The following is a 14,903-nucleotide window of genomic DNA, read 5'->3' on the forward strand; positions in this document are numbered from 1 at the left end:
GATGGTACTGCAGGGGGGACCCTGTGGGAGAGTAGGACGCCGCCGAACAATCATTCAGAAAAGGCCCACCCGGGTTACCGGGTGGGCCTTTTCGCATTTCCGGAGCAGATGTTCCCGAATGGAAGCCCTCGACTGTGACGCAGGTCACCCCCAGCGAAGAACCTGCACGCCGGATCGGGCGTCTGGCTGGTGTGAGATCACGCAGGAGAGCACTGGACGAGCTGGACGAGGAACGCCTCCTCCGCCTGGTGGCCAGGGGTGACCGCGGGGCGTTCGACGAGCTGTACCGCCGGACGTCGCCGTGGCTGGCGGTGCGGTTGCGCCGTCGCTGCTCGGACGAGCAGATCGTCGCCGAGGTCATGCAGGAGACCTTTCTGGCGGTGTGGCGCGCGGCCGGCGCGTTCGCCGGGAGCGCGGTGGGCGGTTCGGCCGTCGGGTGGCTGTGGACGATCGCGGCACGCCGGCTGGTCGACGCGTTCCGGCGTCGGGCCCACCACGCCGAGCCGCCGGTGGCCGCCGCCGAGCGGGCCGTGGTGCCCGGGGCGGAGGAGGAGGCGCTCGCCGGGACGGTCGGCGGTGACGTGGGCGACGCGCTGCGGCGCCTGGCGCCGGAACTCCGAGACGTATTGCAGGCCACGGTGCTCGACGGGCTGACCGTCCGGGAGACGGCCGTGCTGCTCAGACTGCCCGAAGGCACGGTCAAGACCCGCGCCCGACGGGCCCGGATCGCGATGCGGGAGGCACTGGGATGAGAGAGGACCACGCGTCGAGGCGGTTGATCGACGCCTACGCACGGGGTGACGCGACGATGGCCGCGGACACGGTGTGGGCCCTGGAGGCCCACCTGGAGACCTGCGCGTCGTGCCGGAGCCTCCTGGCGGCCTCGGTGGCCGTCGAGGCGCCCGACGTCGCCGCGCTGCTCGACACCGTCCGGGCCGGCCTGGAGCCGCAGTTGGACGCGGCCGGAGGCCTGCCCGTCCGGCGGTGGCGTCCGTGGTGGGTGTCGGCCTGGGTGACTCCGGTGATGGGGCCGTGGCTGGCCATGGCCGCCGCCGTCACCCTGGTGGCGCTGGTGCTGGACGCGATCGCGCCGTCGGCGTCCTTCGGCACCGCCTCGCCGGTGTCGCTGCTGGCGCCCGTGCTGCCGCTGTTCGGCGTCGCCGCGGCGTGGTCGCGCGCCCTGGACCCGGCGCACGAGCTGACGGCCTCGACCGCCCGCGCGGGCCTGCCCCTGCTGCTCAGGCGCACCACGGCGGTGCTCGCCGTGGTCGTGCCCGGGCTCGTGCTGACGGGGTGGCTGACCGGGACCATGACGCCCGCGCAGTGGCTGCTGCCCTCACTGGCCTTCACCTCGACCGCCCTGGCACTGGGCAGCGTCATCGGCGTGACCCGCGCCGCGACCGCTCTGGCGACCGCCTGGGGCGCCGCCGTTCTGGTGCCCGCAGGGGTCACCGGACGTGACCCCGCCGTCCTGCGGCTCGCCCTGGAACCGGGCCTGCTGCCGGCCTGGGCGCTCCTCCTCCTGCTGGGCGTCGGCGCCGTGATCGCCCGCCGGAACGCCTTCTCGACGTTGTGACACCACCATCGACCCTCGAAAGGGGCCACCGCATGGCGCCCATGACGAGCGCGGCCGACACCGCGCCGAAGACCTACGCCTGGGAGATCCGGGCCAGTGACCTGAGAGTCCGGGTGGGCCGCAAGAAACTGGCCGTCGACGGGCTGGACCTCTCCCTGGGCCTCGGCGCCCACGGCCTGCTGGGGCCCAACGGGGCGGGCAAGACCAGTCTGATCCGGGCACTGGCAACGGTGCTGCGTCCGGCCGGCGGCGAGCTGGAACTGCTCGGCACCCCGGTGGGCGGGCTGGGCGACCTGCGCGCGGTGCGGCGCCGGATCGGCTACCTGCCGCAGGAGTTCGGCTACTACAAGCGCTTCACGGTGCGGGAGTTCGTCGAGTACATGGCCTGGCTGAAGGAGGTGCCGAAGGCGGACATCCCCGGGGCCGTCCAACGGGCCGTCGAACGGGTGGGGTTGGCGGACCGCGCCGACCACCGGATGAAGACCCTGTCCGGCGGCATGGTGCGGCGGGCCGGCATTGCCCAGGCGATCGTCAACGACCCCGAGGTGCTGCTGCTGGACGAGCCGACGGCGGGCCTGGACCCGGCGCAGCGGCTGCGCTTCCGCGAGCTGCTGCAGGAACTGGGCCGGGACACCTGCGTGGTCGTCTCCACCCACCTGGTCGAGGACGTCGCGGCGGCCTGCACCGACGTGGTGCTGTTCGCCGACGGGCGCCTGGTCTTCCAGGGCACCCCGGAGGACCTGGCCGCGGCGGGCGGCACCGAGCACCCGGGCGACAGCCCGCTGGAGCGCGGCTACTCGGCGCTGCTGCGCAACTCCGGTCAGCAGGGGGGCAACTGGTGAACGGGCGAGTGCTGCGCACCGAGCTGAGGCGCTCCGTGGCCCCGTGGGCCGCGCTGGTCGTCCTGGGCGGCAGTCTGGCGGTCCTGTACGCGATCGAAGGACTCTGGTGGCGGGGGACCACGGCGTGGACCTCGCAGTGGACGTCGATGGCGCTGACGACGCGTTCCCTGCTGGCCTACCTGTGGCCGCTCTCGGTGGGCTTCGGGGCGGTGTACGGGCTGCGCGACTCCCGCTCGCGGATGGCCGAACTGCTGGCGAGCACGCCGAGTCCGGCCTGGCGCCGCGCGGCGCTGCCCGCCGGTGCGCTCGCCCTCGCGCTGGCGTCGGGCTTCGGCCTGCTCGTCCTGTGGGGCGGCAGCCAGGTGGCGCTCGGCGACACCGGCTACCTGCCGGCGGGCTGGCTGCCGATCTCGCTGGTCGCGGTGCTGGCCCTGGTGGCGGGCGCGGTGTTCGGCATGGGCGTGGCGCGGGTCCTGCCCTCGGTGCTGACCCCGCCGCTGCTGGTGGTCGCCTCCCTGATGGCGGTGATGTTCCTGCGGCAGACCACCGACTCGGCACTGCCGTCGGGCGCGGCGCCCAACCGGCTCTCCCAGCTGTCGCCGGTGACCGACATGCCGCGCGAGCTGCTGCTGACCCTGTCCGGGGCGGTGGACCTGGGGCAGACGCTCTGGTTCCTCGGCCTGCTCGGGACCGGCTTCGCCCTGCTGACGGCCTCGACCCCGCGGACCAGGCTGCTCGCGCTGGCTCCCGTCCTGGCCGGTGCGGCAGCGGCCCTGCTGGTCCTGCCGGCCGAACCGCGGGACACCTTCGTCGTCGACGCGGCCGCCGCGGCCCCGGTCTGCGACGGCCCGGTGTGCGTGACACGGGTGAACGGCGCGCGCCTGCCCGAGATCGCCCCGTACGGCAAGGAGGCGCTGCGCGTGCTGCACGACGTCCTGGGCGACCAGGCGCCGGCCTCGGTGCGGGAGGAGACCGCGCTGCGCGCGGTCGGCGACGACCGCCGGCTCGCCGCCGACGTGGTGCTGGTCGACCTCGACGACCCGCTGATCGCCCGGGCGACGGGTGCGGAACTGACCCGGCTGCTGGTCGCCCAGGGCCTGGCGCCGAACTGCCGACCGCGCACCATCTGGGAGGGCGGGGGCCTGAACGCTGTCCCCGCGCAGAGCGTCGTGGCGAGCTGGGCGCTCGGCGACCAGCAGCTGAAGCCCTTGCAGACGCCGGAGGCCGACCCGTACGCGCAGCGCGAGTGGGCGGGTGCCGAGGCCGCCTGGCAGAAGTTGAAGGCCCTGCCGCAGGCCGAGCAGCGCTCGCGGATCGCCCAGGTCCGGGCCGCCGCGCTGGCCTGCGGGACCGAGCTGGCGCCGCTGACCGGGGAGGCGTCCCGATGAGGTGGCTGACCCTGTACGCGCGGTCCCGGCAGGTGCCCGCCTCCGCTGCCGTCATCCTGCTGGTCGTCCTGGCGGCGTGGGTCTTCGACCACGGCGGCCCGGGCCCGATGGAGCTGGTGACGGTGGTCCTGGTCCTCGCCGTGAACGTGGCGGCCGCCTCCGTCGGGCTCGGCGGGCAGGACGCCGCGCTGGAGCGGACGGCCGCGATCCGGTGGGTGCCCCGCCGGGCGGCGCACGTGCTGCTGATCGGCGCGGTCGCCGGCGGGGCGCTGCTGGTCGCCGGGGCGGTGGGGGCCGATCCCGCCCCCACCGGGTTCCTGGTCCGGGACGCCGCGGGCCTGGCCGGCCTGGCCGCGCTCGGCGCGGTGCTGTTCGGGGCGCACCTGTGCTGGATCCCGGTGACCGGCTGGCTCGCGGTCACCCTGCTCAGCCCGCCCGCGCCCGGCACCGTGGGGGAGGTGCTCCACTGGATGACCTTCTCCCCGAGCACCAGGGTGTCCTCCGGGACGGCGTGGGTGCTGCTGGCGGTCGGCACCGCCGCGTACGCCGTGGCGGGACCGCGGCGGTAGGAGGCCGTCACGACGAGCAGGTGAGCACCGCCCGCGGGCGGTGCTCACGTCGTTCTACGGGGAGTCGTCCCTACGAGGACAGGTCGACGTTCCAGGTGTGGTTGCCGCCCTCGCGGACGGTGATCGGGACGGCCTCGTCGGGGTGCTCGGGGTCGAACTCCGCCGACACGGAGTGGGTGACCACGGGGCTGGTCCAGGCGGCCGCGTTCCGGTTCCAGGCGCCCGTGTTCCGGGCGACCTTCCAGCGGAACGAGACGCTGTACTGCTTCAGCCAGTACCCGGAGGTCATCCGCGCCGAGGTGGAGAAGCCGGGGTTGTCGTTGAACTCGATCTGGTTCTGGGCGTCGTTGATGACGGCGTTGCTGTAGGTCGGGCGGTAGGGGCCGTCCTGGACCCAGTCGCGCCGGGACTCGTGCTCGCCGAAGGTACCGTTCTTCGCCTCCACGATCTGGACGTTGGAGTCGGTGACCTCCTGCCAGAAGTGGTAGTTGGTGGAGACCCGCTGCGGGGCGCCCGCCGGGTTCTTCAGCCGGGCGACCTGCCAGAAGCCGATGCTCTGGTCGTCGTGCATCTTCTGGGTGGGCGGCCCCTCGTAGCCCGACTCGAACTCCAGGACGGTCCGGTTGAGGTCGAGGTTGGCCGCCTTGGCCCTGGACCGGGTGCTGCGGCCCGCGGGCGGGCTGCTCCCCCTGACCTCGGCGGTGTCCGCGTCCCGCTTGGGCATGCGCTGCACCGCAGCCCCGGCCCGGGAGGCGGAGGGGCCGGGCGGCGCCTCCTCGCGGAGCAGCGGGGCGGCGAGGGCGCGGACGGCGTTGGCCTCCGCCTCGCGTTCGTAGCGGTCGGAGGGGTCGGAGACCCGCAGGCCGTCGCCGCGGTCGGTGCCGGCGACCGGACCGTTGCGCTGCTGGATGACGTGGGTGAGCTCGTGCGCCAGGGTGTGCCGGTCGCCGCCGCCCTCGCCGAGCACCACGTGGTTGCCGGAGGTGTAGGCGCGGGCGCCCACCTCGGCGGCGGAGGCGGCGGCCGTGCTGCCGGTGTGCAGCCGTACATCGGAGAAGTCGGCGCCGAGGCGGGCCTCCATGTCGCCGCGGGTGACCCCGTCCAGCGGCTTGCCGGCGGAGCGCAGCACCTGGGGCACCAGGGAGCGCTGGAGCGGGAGTTCCTCCGACCCGGCCCCGCCGTGCGTACAGCCGGGGCCGCCGTGGCCGCCGGATCCGTGCCGGGCCTGGAGGACGAGGCGGGTCACCGCGGCGTTGCCGAGGGTCCGTTGCAGGGCGAGGGCGGTGCCGGGCGCCGCGCCGGGCCGCGGGCCCGGGCGCACCGCGCGGGCGGCGGCGTCGGCCCGGTCGGCCCGCTGGTCGGCCCGTCGGTCCGGTTCATGAGCGCGCACGGTGGTCGGATTCCTTCCGCCTTGTGGCGATTCGGTGCGTATACGGCGCCGAAGGCGTCTCCGGTGTGGGAACAGCGCAAAGCTACTGCTGTACTGATGGGACGTCAGCAGGGCCTCGGGGGCAGATCCTGTCGTCCGTGGGGGAACGGTCCGCTGCCCCGCCGGGGCAGTCGAGGGTTCCCCGGGAGGGCACGTGGCCCGTATTGGTGGGGTTCGAACGGGTTTCCGGTCGGTGTACGAAGCGGTGGTGCCCGTCATCCGGTGTTGACATGGTCACGGGCTGTGAGAGGAGATGGGGAAGGGGAAGATCACGGAGGAGAGCGGGGCGATTCCGGCGGATGGGGCCCATTGACACCGTTGGGGCATCGGGTGCACCTTTCCGGTCCGGTCGGCCCGGAAAGGTGCACCCGGAGCGGGAGGCGTCACGCTGTCCATCGGTTCAGTTCCCCGGCTTGACGACATCGCTCAACGTCCCGCTGATGTTGAGGAGTTCGTGGCACGTGGGTGCCTGCTTGCCCGAGGCCGGAGTGCCCGGGGACTCGCAGGTCACGCTCGCCGTCACAGCCTGGTCCTCGGGGACCTGAATGGGAGTCACCCAGTGGTAGTCCTGGTTGCGGAAGGTCTCCAAAGCGATGGTGTTGAGCACCTTCTGGCCGGCCGTGATGATCACGACACCCTGGTCGCCCTGGAAGTTGGCGATCACGAGGTCGGTCATGTCGAAGACCTTGCCGTGCGGCACCTGGTAGCTGCCGGCGTTCGCGGCGCCGCCCCCGGTCTGCACCTCGATGGCCGCGGAGCTCTGCCGGCCGGTGCCCGGCTCCGCCTGGCCCGGGCCGGGGGCGCGGCCGCCGCTGCTCGGCTGCCCGGCACCCGGCTTGCTCTGCCCGCCGGGGTTCCCGCCGGAGGGGGCGCTCGGTGCGCCGCCGGGCGTGCCGGCGGGCGGTGCCGGGGTGGCGCTCTGCTGGGCGACGGCCTGTTCGGCGGCCTGCTTGGCGGAGCTGCGCACCGCCGGGCGGACCAGGGCGAACCAGGCCAGCAGCAGCGCGATCAGCGCCGCCAGGAGGGCCAGCAGCCACTTGGGGAAGATCGGGAGCTGGATGAACTCGCCCGCCAGCACCGGGCGTTGGGCGGCGCTGGGAGTGGCTTCGGGTGCGGGGGCGGGTGCGGGAGTGGTCGCCGGAGCGGCGGTGGCGCCCGCGGCGGCACTGCCGGTGGCCTTGCCGTCCTTGCTCCCGCCGTCCTTGCCCCCAGCGTCGGGGGCCTTGCCCGCAGGGGCCGGTTCGGGGCCCACCGCGACCTCGAACGGCCAGGAGGCCTGCTTGCCGAACCAGATCAGCTTGCGGGCACGGGCCTGCAGCCGCAGCTCCCCGGACTCGCCGGGCTCCAGCCGCAGCCGCTCCGGGGCGGCCCGGAAGCGCAGCTCCTCGCCGGCCTGCCCGGGGGTGAGCACCACGGTGCCCGGGGCGTTGCCCAGGTTGCGCACCGAGGTGCGGTAGCGGCCGCGCAGCCAGCCGCGGCGACGCCGGGGCGCGAGCGCGGCCTGCAACTCCTGGAACGGCGTCACGGTGACCGTGGTCTCCGGCACCGTCACCAGTTCGGGGCGCTCGGTCGGCAGCACCCGGATGCCGAGCGGGAACTCCCCGGCCCGGGCGGCGGGGGAGCGCGGCGGGGCGAGGCGCACCGTCACCGTCTCGGACGTCCCCGGGAAGAGCGAGACCCGGGCCGGCTCGACCGTCGTCCACGCGGCGCAGTCGCCGACCACCTCCAGCGTGTACGCCTCGACGATGTCGAGGTCGTTGCGCACCGTCAGGGTCGTGGTGGCCACGCCACCGGGCGCCACCGTCAGCGCGGGCAGGCCGAGTTCGGCGGATGTGGTCATGGCGTGACGGTAGGTCCGGGGGACCGTCCGCGGAGAGGGCCGTACGGGCAAGGCACGGGCACACCCCTTGCCCGTACGGACGGACCGACCCTGCCCGGCGCCGCCGCGACCTACCGCGCAGCGCCCCCACCAGACCACACCGGACCCACCACCGGGCCCACCACGGGGCCCACGACCGGCCCGGCGCGACGGCGCCGGGCCGCAACAGCCGCAGGACCGCAGGAGAATGGAGTGTTCCGATGACGTCGATCGAGGCAACCCGAGGGGAAGCCGTCACCACCCGCCGGACGCCGGCGACACCGCCGTCCGTGACCCCCCGCCCGGCCGGGGCGCGGGTCCCGGTCCAGGGGCGCGGGCGGCCGACCCAGATACCCGTGGCGGTGTACGCCGAGGACCTCATCCTGCAGACCGGGGTGGTCCAACAGCTGCGCCAGCGGCCCGAGGTGGAGCTGCTCAGCGAGGCCGACGCGGGCCGGGCGGAGGTCTCGCTGCTGGTCGTCGACGCCCTGACCGAGGCGGTCGCCGACCACCTGCGCCGGCTGCGGCTCGCCACCTCGGGCCGGATCGGCCTGGTGGTCGGCCAGTTCGAGGCCGGCGGGCTGCAGACCATCGTGGAGCACGGGGTCGCCGCCGTGCTGCGCCGCTCGGAGGCCGACCAGGACCGGCTGGTGCACCTCATCACCGCCCTGGCCAACGGCGAGGGCGTGATGCCCGGGGACCTGCTCGGCGAACTGCTCGACCGGATCGGGACGCTCCAGCGCACCATGCTCGACGGGCGCGGCCTCACCCTGTCCACCCTGACGGCCCGGGAGGCGGAGATGCTGCGGCTGGTCGCCGAGGGCTTCGACACCAGCGAGATCGCGGCCAAGACCTCGTACTCGGAACGCACCGTCAAGAACGTGCTGCACGAGATCATCACCCGGCTGGGCCTGCGCAACCGGGCGCACGCGGTGGGGTACGCCATGCGGCGCGGCCTGATCTGACAGGGGTCCTGAGGAGCAGGATCATCGCGACGCGGACGGACGTCCCCGCCGCCCGCGACCGCGGCGTCCTGCCCTTTGCGGACACCGGCCGTTACCCCCGGCTCGGGTGCCCGGGCCCTGTTCCCGGGCGCCCGGGCCGGTGAGACTGCGGGGGAGACCGCCCCTGCCATCCTGTGAGGTCGAGCGTGATCGGCGCCACCGCCACCCCCCGCCCCGTCCGGCGGCCGGCCCGGGCCGCCGCCGCGGTGCTGCTCGCGCTGGCGACCGCCGTGCTGACCCTGGGCTCAGCCCCCGTCGCGCCGAGCGGCCGGGCGGCCCCGGCCGTCACCGCCGAGGACCCGGCCGCCGGACGCGTCGTCTACGCCGGCACCAACCACCGCGGCCTCGGCCGGGTGACCGGCGCGGCCTCCAGCACCCCGCTGTTCGGGCCCGGCCCGATCCACTTCGACCAGGACCCCTCGGCCCGCGGCGGCGAGCTGGTCTTCACCAGCCTGCGGGACGGCCCGCTGCCCCAGGTCTACCTGCGCGAGGCGAGCGGAGCGGTGCGCCGGCTCACCAACGGCATGGACACCGCCCACCCCGCGCTCGCCCCGGACGGCAAGGGCGTCGTCTTCGAGGCGCTGGAGCCCACCGCCGGCGGCGGCACCCAGCACGTGCTGTGGGCGGTCAACCGGGACGGCACCGGGCTGCGCCGGATCACCGACGGCGCCGCCGACGAGACCCACCCGACGGTCTCTCCCGACGGCCAATGGGTCGCGTACGCCTGCAACGGCGACGGCGCACACCTCCAGGTCTACCTGCGGCCGTTCACCGGCGGCGCGCCCGTCAAGGTCACCAACGTGACCAGCGGCGACGCCGTCGACCCGACCTGGAACCCGGTGAACGACGACGCGCACCGCAACCAGATCGTCTACACCTGGGACCAGGGCGACAAGGGCCGGACCCTGATCCTCACCTCGCCGACCGGCGGCGACAAGGCGTTCTTCCCCGGTACCGGCTCCACCTGGCGCACCGGCTCGGCCTCCTGGCTGGCCGACGGCAGCGGCGTCCTCTTCCTGAGCGCCGACCAGCTCGCCTCCCCGCCCCCCACGCCGCAGCCCGACCCGAACCAGCCGCCCGTGGTGAACCTCTACCGGGCCCCGACCTGCGACTGCACCGACCCCCAACTCCTCTACCGCACCAACCGGTTGATCTCGACCCCGACCTGGCTCGGCACCCAGGCCGAGGGCGGCCCGGTGGTCGAGCAGACCAGCGCCGCCACCGCCAACACCGCCGACGTCCAGGACGTCCACCAGGACGGCACCGACCCGCGCGACCTCGGCATCAGCGTGCTCACCGAGGACCCGGCCGCCGACACCAACACCAACCCCGACCCGGGCGCCGACCCGCTCTTCCACCCCCGCCCCGGCTACGACCCCTGGTACGAGCGGCAGACCTACACGCCCGACGGCCGGCAGCTCGTGGTGACCCGCTACGAGGACTCCCCGGCCGGGCGGATCCAGCGGATCTGGCAGGCCGACGCCGACGGCTCGAACCCGCACCCGATGAACCTGGCCGGCCGCGGCCCCACCGACCGGGACACCGACCCCTCGCTCTCCCCGGACGGCAGGCTGATCGTGTTCAGCCGCAGCGCCCCGGCGGCCGGGCAGAACCCGGCCCGCCCCGGCCGGCTGCTGATCGCCCAGGTGGCCACCGGCGCGATCGTCGGCACCGTCCAGCCGCCCGCCGACCAGCCGGGCGCCTCCGACGGCGAGCCGTTCTGGTCCCCCGACGGCAAGCTGATCGCCTTCTCCCGGACGGCCGTGGTCAACGGCAACGCCGGCAACCTGCACATCTGGACCGTCGCCGCCGACGACCTCACCCGGCAGCGCGACCTCAGCCGGGCGGCCTGCCCCGGCAGCTGCAACGTCATCGACGACAGCCCGGTGTTCTCGCCCGACGGCAAGCGCATCGCCTTCAACCGCAAGGCCGGCGACGGCGGCAACAACCGGCAGGACGGCCTGCTGGTCACCTCGCCCACCGGCACCGACTGCACGGTGCTGCTGCCCGCCGGGCTGCGCGACGACAAGGGCGCCTGCACCCGCCCGCTGCCCGACACCTCCGCCACCGGCCCGTACCAGCCGCGCGACGCCGCCTGGACGCCGAACGGCGCCCGGCTGGTGCTCACCTCCCGCCGGGCCCTGCCGCCGAACTCCCCTGAGGGGCTCGGTACTTACGACCTCGCGAGCGGCACGCTCACCCCGCTGGACCGGCGGCTGCCCGGACGGCAGAAGGAACCGGCCGTCCAGCAGTCCGTCCACCTGTCGCTGAGCGCGCCGCCGCGCACCCCCGCCGTGCAGGTCGACGGCGGCACCGACGTCACCGTCACCGTCACCAACAACGGCCCCGCGCCCTCGCCCGGCACCGTCCTCACCGCCTCGGTACCGGGCGGCGCCCGGCTCGGCGGGCTGACCACGCCCGTCGGGCAGTGCGACGCCGCCGCGCTGCGCTGCGAACTCGGCACCCTGGCACCCGGCGCACAGGTACGGGTGACCGCCACCCTGATCGGCACCCGCACCGGTGACCAGCCGTTCGGCTGGAGCGTCACCGGGGCGGTCGTCGACCCGAACCCCGAGAACGACTCCGCCGAGACCGTGCTGCCCGTCCTGGACGCGCCGAGCCCCTCGCCGACGCCCACCCCGAGCCCGACCGCCACCGCCTCGCCCAGCCCGACACCCACCCCGACCACCCCGAGCAGCACGCCCACCCCCGCTCCGCCGCCCCCGCCGCCGGCCCCCGCGCCGCCGCAGGCCGGCCCCGGCGTCGCGGTCGACGCCCAGCCGAACCCCGGCTACGTCGGCGGCCACGTGACCGTCAGCTACACCGTGCGCAACACCGGCCAGGCCCTCGCCACCGGCCTGCGGCTCACCCTCGGCCTGCCCGCCGGCGTGCCCACCGAGGCCCTGCCGCCCGGCTGCCGGGCCGGCGGCTGCGACCTGGCCGACCTGCGCCCGGGGCGCAGCCAGGTGGTCCGGGTGGTGCTCTCGCCGGTGGCGCCGCTGGACACCACCATCACCGCCGAACTGACCACCACCGGCACCGACGCCGCCCCCGGACCGCACCGGGCGAGCACCCCGCTGCGCATCCTCCAGCCCCGGATCGTCGCGGTGCCGGCGATCGGCAAGCCCGGCTTCGTGACCTCGGTGCGCGGCGTGGACTTCCCGCCCGGCGTACCCGTCCGCTTCACCTGGCAGCCGGGCATCACCGCCGCGGCCGCGCCCACCCACCCCAAGGCCGACGGGACCTTCGCGGGCCAGCTGCTGATCCTCACCAAGGACGAGACCGGCCCGCGCACCATCACCGCCGCCGGCCCCGGGTTCTCCCCGGTCACCACCCCCTTCCTGGTCGTCGAGGGCACCATCGGCCCGCCGGGGGAGGTGGAGCGGCGGTGATCCACGAGGTCGACGAGGCGCTGCGGCTGCTGCTCGCCGAAGCCGGACTGCCGGAGCGCGGCGTCGAGGTGGTCTTCGACGCGCCCACCCGCGAGCTGGCGGCCCGGCGCACCGCGCCGACGGTCAGCGTGTTCCTCTACGGCATCCGCGAGGACACCGGCCGCCGGCAGGCCGGCGCCGTCGCCGAGCACGACGCCGAGGGTGTGGTGGTCGGCCACCGGGCCGCGCCCCGCTGGTTCGAACTGGCCTACCTGGTCACCGTCTGGACCAACCGCCCGCAGGACGAACACCGGCTGCTGGCCGAGGTGTTGCAGTGCCTGACCGCCGTCGACGCGCTGCCCGCCCGGGTGCTCACCGGGACGCTCGCCCGGCTCGGACTCACCGTCGGCCTGGACATCGCCGGCCGCGACACCGGCCTGCCGTCGGTCTCCGACGTCTGGTCCGCGCTCGGCGGGGAACTGCGGCCCTCGATCGACCTGCGGCTGCTCGCCCCGCTGACCGGCGCGCTCAGCCCCGCCGGACCGCCCGTCACCGAGGGGCTGGTGGTGCACACCACCGACACCAGCCGGGACGCGGCGCCGCCGCCCGACGGCCCCGGCCGCCGGCTGCGCTACCGCGGCGCCACGGACCCCGGACCGGACGGCTTCGCCGCGCCCCGCGACCGCACGCTGCCGCCCGGCCGCCGGCCCCGGGGCGGGACCCGATGAGCCCGGACCCCGTGGCGGTGCTGAACGGCGCGCCGCCCGGCCGGGACCACCTGTGGGAGCGGCTGCACCGGGTCGAGCAGCGGGTCCGCAGCGCGGTGCGCGACCGCCGGGCCGAGGACCCGGACCCGGACGACCCGTACCGCGGCCAGTACCTCGGCCCGGAGGCGGTCGAGCGGATCCTGGCCTCCGCCGCCGCAACCGGGTACACCGGTACGGCAGTTGACGACGCACCCCCACCGCCGACCGGCTCCCGGCTGGCCCGCCTCGGCGCCGCCTTCGGGCTGCTCCCGGTGGACCTGGACCTGCTGCTGGTCGCCCTCGCCCCCGACCTCGACAGCCGCTTCGAGCAGCTCTACGGCTACCTCAACGACGACCTGACCCGCCGCCGGGCGACCGTCGGCCTGGCCCTCGAACTGTGCGGACTGCCCGGGGCCGGGGCCGGCCGCTTCCGCTTCGCCGCGCGGGCCCCGCTGATCGCCGGCGGCCTGCTGGAGCTCACCGAGCCGGACCGTCCGCTGCTCTCCCGCACCCTGCGGGTGCCGGACCGGGTGACGGCCCACCTGCTCGGCGAGGACGCACCGGACGACGCCCTCGCCGGCCTGGCCCGCCGCGCCGACCCGGCCGCCGACCCCGGAGGTGCGAAGGAGACCGTCGAGCGCCTGCGCGCGGCCGCGACGGCGGCGGGCGGCGGACCGGTGTACCTGCTGGACCGGGACGGGCACGCCGGCCCGCTGGCGGTGGCCGCCCTCGCCGCCGACGGCCGCCCGCCCCTGGTCGTCGACGCCGCCGCGCTGGCCGCCCGCCCGCCGGGGCCCACCGTCCGGGTGCTCGCCCGCGAGGCCCGGCTCGGCGGGGGCGGGGTGGTGCTCGGACCGCTGGACCGGCTGGAACCCGAACGGCCCGAGCGGGCCGCGCTGTTGCGCGAGCTGTGCGCCGAACTCGCCGCCCTCCCGCTGATCGTGCACGGCCCCCGGGTGTGGGACCCGGCCTGGTCGCGGGAGAGCCCCGTGGTGGTCACCGCCCCGCCGCCGGACGCCCACGGCCGCGCCGGGCAGTGGGCCCGCGCGCTGGCCGCCACCGGGACCCCGCTGGGCGCGGAGCTGACCGACGGGCTGGCCGAGACGGTGGCCGCCTACCGGATGGACCGGGAGAAGCTGGAGCGGGCCGCCGCCGTGGCCGCCCGGACCGCCGCCGCCGAGCGGCGCCCGGTGGGCGCCGAGGACCTGCGGGCCGCCGTCCGGGCGCAGAACGCCGCCGGGCTGGCCCGCCTCGCCCGCCGGATCGAGCCCGCGGTCGGCTGGTCCGACCTGGTGCTGCCCGCCCCCACCGCCGGCCGGCTGCGCGAACTGGTGCTGCGGGCCCGCCACCGCGAGCAGGTGCTCGGGCAGTGGCGGATGCGGCCGGGCGGCGGCCGCGGCAACGGGGTGATCGCCCTGTTCGCCGGGGAGTCGGGCACCGGGAAGACCATGTCGGCCGAGGTGGTCGCGGCCGAACTCGGCATGGAGCTGTACGTGGTGGACCTCTCCACCGTGGTGGACAAGTACATCGGCGAGACCGAGAAGAACCTGGAACGGATCTTCACCGAGGCCGCCCAGGTCAACGGCGTCCTGCTGTTCGACGAGGCGGACGCGCTGTTCGGCAAGCGCGCCCAGGTCAAGGACGCCCACGACCGCCACGCCAACGTGGAGACCGCCTACCTGCTCCAGCGGATGGAGTCCTTCGACGGGATCGCGCTGCTCACCACCAACCTGCGCGCCAACCTCGACGAGGCGTTCACCCGCCGACTGGACGTCATCGCCGAGTTCCCGCTGCCCGACGAGGCGCAGCGGCGGCTGCTCTGGGACCGCTGCCTGGGGCCCGTCCTGCCCCGCGGCGAGGACCTCGACCTGGACTACTGCGCCCGGCACTTCGAGCTCACCGGCGGCTCCATCCGGGCCTGCGCCGTCTCCGCGGCCTACCTGGCCGCCGGGGCGGGCACCCCGCTGGGCATGGCGCAGCTGGTCGCCGCGGTGGTCGGGGAGTACCGCAAGCTCGGCCGGCTGGTGCTGGAGAGCGAGTTCGGGCCGTGGCTGGGGAAGGTCTGACCCGACCCGGCGGTCTGACCGACCCGGCGGGGCCGCGGGGCCGCAGGGCGCACC

11 protein-coding genes are annotated in these 14,903 nt (G+C 75.5%); 9 read left to right on the top strand and 2 right to left on the bottom strand.

Annotated elements, in window-relative coordinates; translation table 11 throughout:
• The first annotated feature begins 191 nt into the window (after positions 1 to 191).
• From ACFVXG_RS41105 to ACFVXG_RS41125, 5 genes are read left to right on the top strand one after another with little or no spacing between them, the layout of a single operon-like run.
• Positions 192 to 752: an RNA polymerase sigma factor gene (locus ACFVXG_RS41105; RefSeq protein WP_387935510.1), complete on the top strand. Its 561-nt coding sequence runs from the start codon at positions 192 to 194 to the stop codon at positions 750 to 752.
• Positions 749 to 1,576 carry a zf-HC2 domain-containing protein gene (locus tag ACFVXG_RS41110; protein WP_387935512.1) on the top strand — a complete coding sequence of 276 codons (828 nt, stop codon included), beginning with the start codon at positions 749 to 751 and terminating at the stop codon, positions 1,574 to 1,576. The genes ACFVXG_RS41105 and ACFVXG_RS41110 overlap by 4 nt, the downstream gene beginning before the upstream one ends.
• 32 nt (positions 1,577 to 1,608) lie before the next feature.
• Positions 1,609 to 2,418 carry an ATP-binding cassette domain-containing protein gene (locus tag ACFVXG_RS41115; protein WP_387935513.1) on the top strand — a complete coding sequence of 270 codons (810 nt, stop codon included), beginning with the start codon at positions 1,609 to 1,611 and terminating at the stop codon, positions 2,416 to 2,418.
• Positions 2,415 to 3,806 carry a hypothetical protein gene (locus ACFVXG_RS41120; RefSeq protein ID WP_387935515.1) on the top strand — a complete coding sequence of 464 codons (1,392 nt, stop codon included), beginning with the start codon at positions 2,415 to 2,417 and terminating at the stop codon, positions 3,804 to 3,806. The genes ACFVXG_RS41115 and ACFVXG_RS41120 overlap by 4 nt, the downstream gene beginning before the upstream one ends.
• Positions 3,803 to 4,375, top strand: a complete 573-nt coding sequence (locus ACFVXG_RS41125) for a hypothetical protein (RefSeq protein WP_387935517.1) — start codon at positions 3,803 to 3,805, stop codon at positions 4,373 to 4,375. Before ACFVXG_RS41120 ends, ACFVXG_RS41125 begins: the two co-directional genes overlap by 4 nt.
• A gap of 70 nt (positions 4,376 to 4,445) precedes the next feature.
• Here the strand turns inward: ACFVXG_RS41125 and ACFVXG_RS41130 are convergent, their stop codons facing one another.
• Both ACFVXG_RS41130 and ACFVXG_RS41135 read right to left on the bottom strand, forming a co-directional pair.
• A complete protein-coding gene (locus ACFVXG_RS41130) occupies positions 4,446 to 5,765 on the bottom strand; it encodes a DUF4157 domain-containing protein (protein ID WP_387935519.1) in 1,320 nt (439 codons plus the stop codon).
• 439 nt (positions 5,766 to 6,204) lie between these two features.
• Complete coding sequence (locus ACFVXG_RS41135; RefSeq protein WP_387935521.1) at positions 6,205 to 7,644, bottom strand: hydrolytic protein; 1,440 nt, start codon at positions 7,642 to 7,644, stop codon at positions 6,205 to 6,207.
• Positions 7,645 to 7,883: 239 nt separating this feature from the next.
• Here ACFVXG_RS41135 and ACFVXG_RS41140 point away from each other — a divergent pair, with 239 nt between their 5' ends.
• The 4 genes from ACFVXG_RS41140 to ACFVXG_RS41155 all read left to right on the top strand — a co-directional run bounded on the left by ACFVXG_RS41140 (position 7,884) and on the right by ACFVXG_RS41155 (position 14,849).
• A complete protein-coding gene (locus ACFVXG_RS41140) occupies positions 7,884 to 8,627 on the top strand; it encodes a LuxR C-terminal-related transcriptional regulator (RefSeq protein ID WP_387935522.1) in 744 nt (247 codons plus the stop codon).
• A 185-nt stretch (positions 8,628 to 8,812) separates the two neighbouring features.
• On the top strand, positions 8,813 to 12,058 hold the full coding sequence (locus tag ACFVXG_RS41145) for a hypothetical protein (RefSeq protein ID WP_387935524.1): 3,246 nt from the start codon (positions 8,813 to 8,815) through the stop codon (positions 12,056 to 12,058).
• A complete protein-coding gene (locus tag ACFVXG_RS41150) occupies positions 12,055 to 12,765 on the top strand; it encodes a DUF4255 domain-containing protein (protein ID WP_387935526.1) in 711 nt (236 codons plus the stop codon). The genes ACFVXG_RS41145 and ACFVXG_RS41150 overlap by 4 nt, the downstream gene beginning before the upstream one ends.
• Positions 12,762 to 14,849, top strand: a complete 2,088-nt coding sequence (locus ACFVXG_RS41155; RefSeq protein ID WP_387935528.1) for an ATP-binding protein — start codon at positions 12,762 to 12,764, stop codon at positions 14,847 to 14,849. The genes ACFVXG_RS41150 and ACFVXG_RS41155 overlap by 4 nt, the downstream gene beginning before the upstream one ends.
• Positions 14,850 to 14,903 lie beyond the last annotated feature (54 nt).

This window comes from Kitasatospora sp. NPDC058162 (genome assembly GCF_042884005.1).
Classification (GTDB): Bacteria; Actinomycetota; Actinomycetes; order Streptomycetales; family Streptomycetaceae; genus Kitasatospora.

What these genes read in the sequence shown, in the direction of transcription:
- ACFVXG_RS41110 (WP_387935512.1), top strand. Translation starts at nt 749, where the DNA reads ATGAGAGAGGACCACGCGTCGAGGCGGTTGATCGACGCCTACGCACGG.
- ACFVXG_RS41140 (WP_387935522.1), top strand. Translation starts at nt 7,884, where the DNA reads ATGACGTCGATCGAGGCAACCCGAGGGGAAGCCGTCACCACCCGCCGG.
- ACFVXG_RS41135 (WP_387935521.1), bottom strand. Translation starts at nt 7,644, where the DNA reads ATGACCACATCCGCCGAACTCGGCCTGCCCGCGCTGACGGTGGCGCCC.
- ACFVXG_RS41115 (WP_387935513.1), top strand. Translation starts at nt 1,609, where the DNA reads ATGGCGCCCATGACGAGCGCGGCCGACACCGCGCCGAAGACCTACGCC.
- ACFVXG_RS41155 (WP_387935528.1), top strand. Translation starts at nt 12,762, where the DNA reads ATGAGCCCGGACCCCGTGGCGGTGCTGAACGGCGCGCCGCCCGGCCGG.
- ACFVXG_RS41125 (WP_387935517.1), top strand. Translation starts at nt 3,803, where the DNA reads ATGAGGTGGCTGACCCTGTACGCGCGGTCCCGGCAGGTGCCCGCCTCC.